This window comes from Methylobacterium sp. B1, from assembly GCF_000333255.1.
Lineage (GTDB): Bacteria > Pseudomonadota > Alphaproteobacteria > Rhizobiales > Beijerinckiaceae > Methylobacterium > Methylobacterium fujisawaense.
Genome location: NZ_BACT01000687.1, coordinates 1 through 3,399, shown reverse-complemented (window position 1 = coordinate 3,399; position 3,399 = coordinate 1). Strand labels below are relative to the sequence as shown.

At 70.9% G+C, this 3,399-nt stretch carries 3 protein-coding genes and 1 pseudogene; 1 reads left to right on the top strand and 3 read right to left on the bottom strand.

Translation table 11 applies throughout. The features are described from left to right. The 3 genes and pseudogenes from I53_RS20240 to I53_RS20230 form a co-directional block, all read right to left on the bottom strand. Nucleotides 1-630, bottom strand: a pseudogene (locus I53_RS20240) (xanthine dehydrogenase family protein molybdopterin-binding subunit); the annotation flags it as partial. Nucleotides 631-638: 8 nt separating this feature from the next. Then, nucleotides 639-1,646 (bottom strand): xanthine dehydrogenase family protein subunit M, encoded by a 1,008-nt coding sequence (locus tag I53_RS20235; RefSeq protein ID WP_043354027.1) that lies wholly within the window; start codon nucleotides 1,644-1,646, stop codon nucleotides 639-641. Then, the gene (locus I53_RS20230) at nucleotides 1,643-2,167 is read right to left on the bottom strand and encodes a (2Fe-2S)-binding protein (protein WP_043354031.1); all 525 of its coding nucleotides are present in this window, start codon (nucleotides 2,165-2,167) and stop codon (nucleotides 1,643-1,645) included. The genes I53_RS20235 and I53_RS20230 overlap by 4 nt, the downstream gene beginning before the upstream one ends. Nucleotides 2,168-2,440: 273 nt before the next feature. Between I53_RS20230 and I53_RS20225 the strand changes: the two genes are divergently transcribed. After that, nucleotides 2,441-3,399 (top strand): M20/M25/M40 family metallo-hydrolase (locus I53_RS20225; protein WP_043354025.1); only part of this gene is annotated, 959 nt, incomplete at its 3' end.

Below are 3,399 nucleotides of genomic sequence, written 5' to 3'. Positions count from 1 at the left end.
CGTGGTGGCGTGCGGCTCCATCGGGTTGTGGTGCTCGTTGGCCATGCTGTAGCCGCCCTGCACGCGGATCGGCGCGCTGCCGAACGCCTGGTCGGCGTCGCCCCACGGAGCCGGCGGCGGCTTGATGCCCTCGCGCTTGGTGGGCGGATCGTAGGCGTCGCCGCGCACGGCCTTGAGGTCGGTGACGGGCTCCTGCATCGCGTAGCTGACGCGGACGAGGGACGCGGCGTAGCGCGCGGTCTCGAAATCTTCCGCCACCACCAGGGCGACCGGCTGGCCGCTGAACACGATCAGGTCGTCGTAGAGGGCGCGGAAGGGCGAGCCGGGGGGCGCCACCGCGTCCTGGAAGTTCTTGTCCCGCCACGCGGTGCGCGGCCGGTTCGCGTGGGTAATGACCTTGAGGACGCCCGGGACCGCCTCGGCCTCGGCGGACTCGATGGCGGTGATCCGGCCCTTGGCGATGGAGCTGGACACCACATAGCCGTAGGCGAGGCCGGGCGCGGCGAACTCGCCCGCGTACTTGGCGAGGCCGGTGACCTTGGCGGGCCCGTCGATGCGGCTGCGCGGGCTGCCGACGAAGGTGTCGCGGCCGGTGGAGCTGAAGGTCTGGGGGTTCGAGGTCTGGGTCATGGCGGGGCCTACTGGATGCGCTTGTCGCTGAGCGACTGGGGCGTGCCGGCGGCGGCCTGTTCGAGGCCGCGCACGATGGCCCGCCGGGCGAGATCGATCTTGAAGCCGTTCTCCGATTGCGGCTTGGCTTCCGCGACGATCAGGTCGGCCGCGTCCTGGAAGCTGGCGCGGGTGGCGGGCTTGCCCTCGAGCAGGGCCTCGGCCTCGCGGTTGCGCCAGGGCTTGTGGGCGACGCCGCCGAGCGCGAGGCGCGCGGTCTTGATCCGGTCGCCGTCGAGTTCGAGCCCCGCCGCCACCGAGACCAGCGCGAAGGCGTAGGACAACCGGTCGCGCAGCTTCAGGTAGGTGAAGTGCTGCGGGAAGCGGCTCTCCGGCAGGTCCACCGACACGACGATCTCGCCGGGGGCGAGGTTCGTGTCCGTCTCGGGGGACTCCCCCGGCAGGCGGTGGAATTCGGAGAACGGGATCGACCGCTCGCCCTGCGGCCCGTTCACCTGCACGGTGGCCTCCAGGGCGGCCAGCGCGATGCACATGTCGGAGGGGTGCGTGGCGATGCACTTGTCGCTCGTGCCGAAGATCGCGTGGATGCGGTTCATCCCGCCGATCGCCGGGCAGCCGGAGCCGGGCGCACGCTTGTTGCAGGGCGTGGCCACGTCGTAGAAATAGTAGCAGCGGGTCCGCTGCAGCAGGTTGCCCCCCGTGGAGGCGGCGTTGCGCAGCTGCGCCGAGGCGCCGGCCAGGATGGCGTTGCGCAGGAGCGGATAGCGCGCCGTCACTCTGTCGTCGTACGCCACCTTGGCGTTGGTCACGAGCGCACCGATCCGGAGCCCGTCCCCATGCGCCTCGATCCGGTCGAGGGGCAGGTGGGTGATGTCGATCAGACGGCCCGGCTTCTCGACCTCGTACTTCATCAGGTCGATCAGGTTGGTGCCGCCGGCGATGAAGCGGGCCCCGGCGCCGAAGGCCTGCACCGCCTCCGCCACCGTGCCGGCGCGGACGTAATCGAAGCGGTTCATCGGGCGTCTCCCTGCATGACGTCCTCGATGGCGTCGACGATGTTGGTGTAGGCGCCGCAGCGGCAGAGGTTGCCGCTCATCGCCTCGCGGATCTCGTCCCGGGTGTGGGCGTGGCCCTCGTTCATCAGGCCCACCGACGAGCAGAGCTGGCCGGGCGTGCAGTAGCCGCACTGGAAGGCGTCGTGCTCGATGAACGCCTCCTGGATCGGGTGGAGGGCGTTGCTGCCCGCCCGGTCGCGGAGGGCGGCGAGCCCTTCGACCGTGGTGATCTCGGCCCCGTCCTTCATCACCGCGAGGGTCAGGCAGGAATTCACCCGGGTGCCGTTCACCAGCACCGTGCAGGCGCCGCACTGGCCGTGGTCGCAGCCCTTCTTGGTGCCTGTGAGGTCGAGCCGCTCGCGCAGCAGGTCGAGGAGCGTCGTCCAGGGCGCGACGCGGAGTTCGCGCCGCTGCCCGTTGATCGTCAGCGTGATGCCGATGGGCGTATCCGCCGACACCGGCGGCTGGGTCTCGAGTCGCATGATGTCGTCCACGGTCTGGGCCGGCCGGGGCCGGGCGGGAACGGATCGGCCGAAGCGGCAACCGGCAGAGACGCGCGGGCACCGGCCTGAGGGCTCGATCGATAACCATTCCAATCTGCGCCTGTTCCGGTGCGCGCTGTCTCACCCCATGATCGCTGGCGGGTCCGCGAAGCGGCTCCGGGGCCAATCAACCCGTCCTCCGACGTTGCCGCCCCCGCCCCGCCTCGGCTAACCCTCGTCCCGCAGAGTCCCCGCCGCACCCCGGAGCCCCCGATGGCCGCGCTCGACGCGATCCTCAACGACATCGACACGGATCTCGAGAACGCCCTGGAGCGGCTGTTCGCCTTCCTGCGGATCCCGTCGATCTCCACCGATCCCGCCTATGCCGGCCAGTGCCGCGAGGCCGCCGCCTGGCTCGCCAAGGACCTGACCGCGCTGGGCTTCGAGACCTCCGTCGAGGAGACCTCGCTCCATCCGGTCGTGCTGGCCCACAAGCCGAAGCCCGGAGCGCCGCACGTCCTGTTCTACGGCCATTACGACGTGCAGCCCGTCGACCCCCTCGACCTGTGGACGACGCCGCCCTTCGAGCCGCACCTCGCCGATGACGGGCAGGGCGGCAAGAAAATCGTCGGGCGCGGCGCCTCCGACGACAAGGGGCAGGTGATGACCTTCGTGGAGGCGTGCCGGGCCTATATCGCCATGCACGGCGAGTTGCCCTGCGGCGTCACGATCCTGATCGAGGGCGCCGAGGAGAGCGGCTCGCAGGGGCTCCCCGAATGGGTCGCCGCCAACCGCGACCGGCTCGGCTGCGACGTGGTCCTCGTCTGCGACACCGGCATGTGGGACCGGAAGACCCCGGCCATCACCTCGTCCCTGCGCGGCCTCGCCTATTTCGAGGTGAAGGTGACCTGCGCCGACCGGGACCTGCATTCGGGCTTCTTCGGCGGCGCCGCCCGCAACCCGATCCACGTCCTGTCGAAGATCATCGCCGACCTGCACGATGCCGACGGTCGCGTGACGATCCCGGGCTTCTACGAGGGCGTGCACGAGCGCCCGCCCGAGGTGCTGGAGCAGTGGCGCGGCCTCGGCCTGACGCCGGAGACCCTGCTCGGGCCGATCGGCCTCAAGGAGCCCGCGGGCGAGCGCGGGCGCATGCCGATCGAGCTGGTGCAGTCGCGCCCCTCCTGCGACGCCAACGGCATCATCGGCGGCTATACCGGCGAGGGCACCAA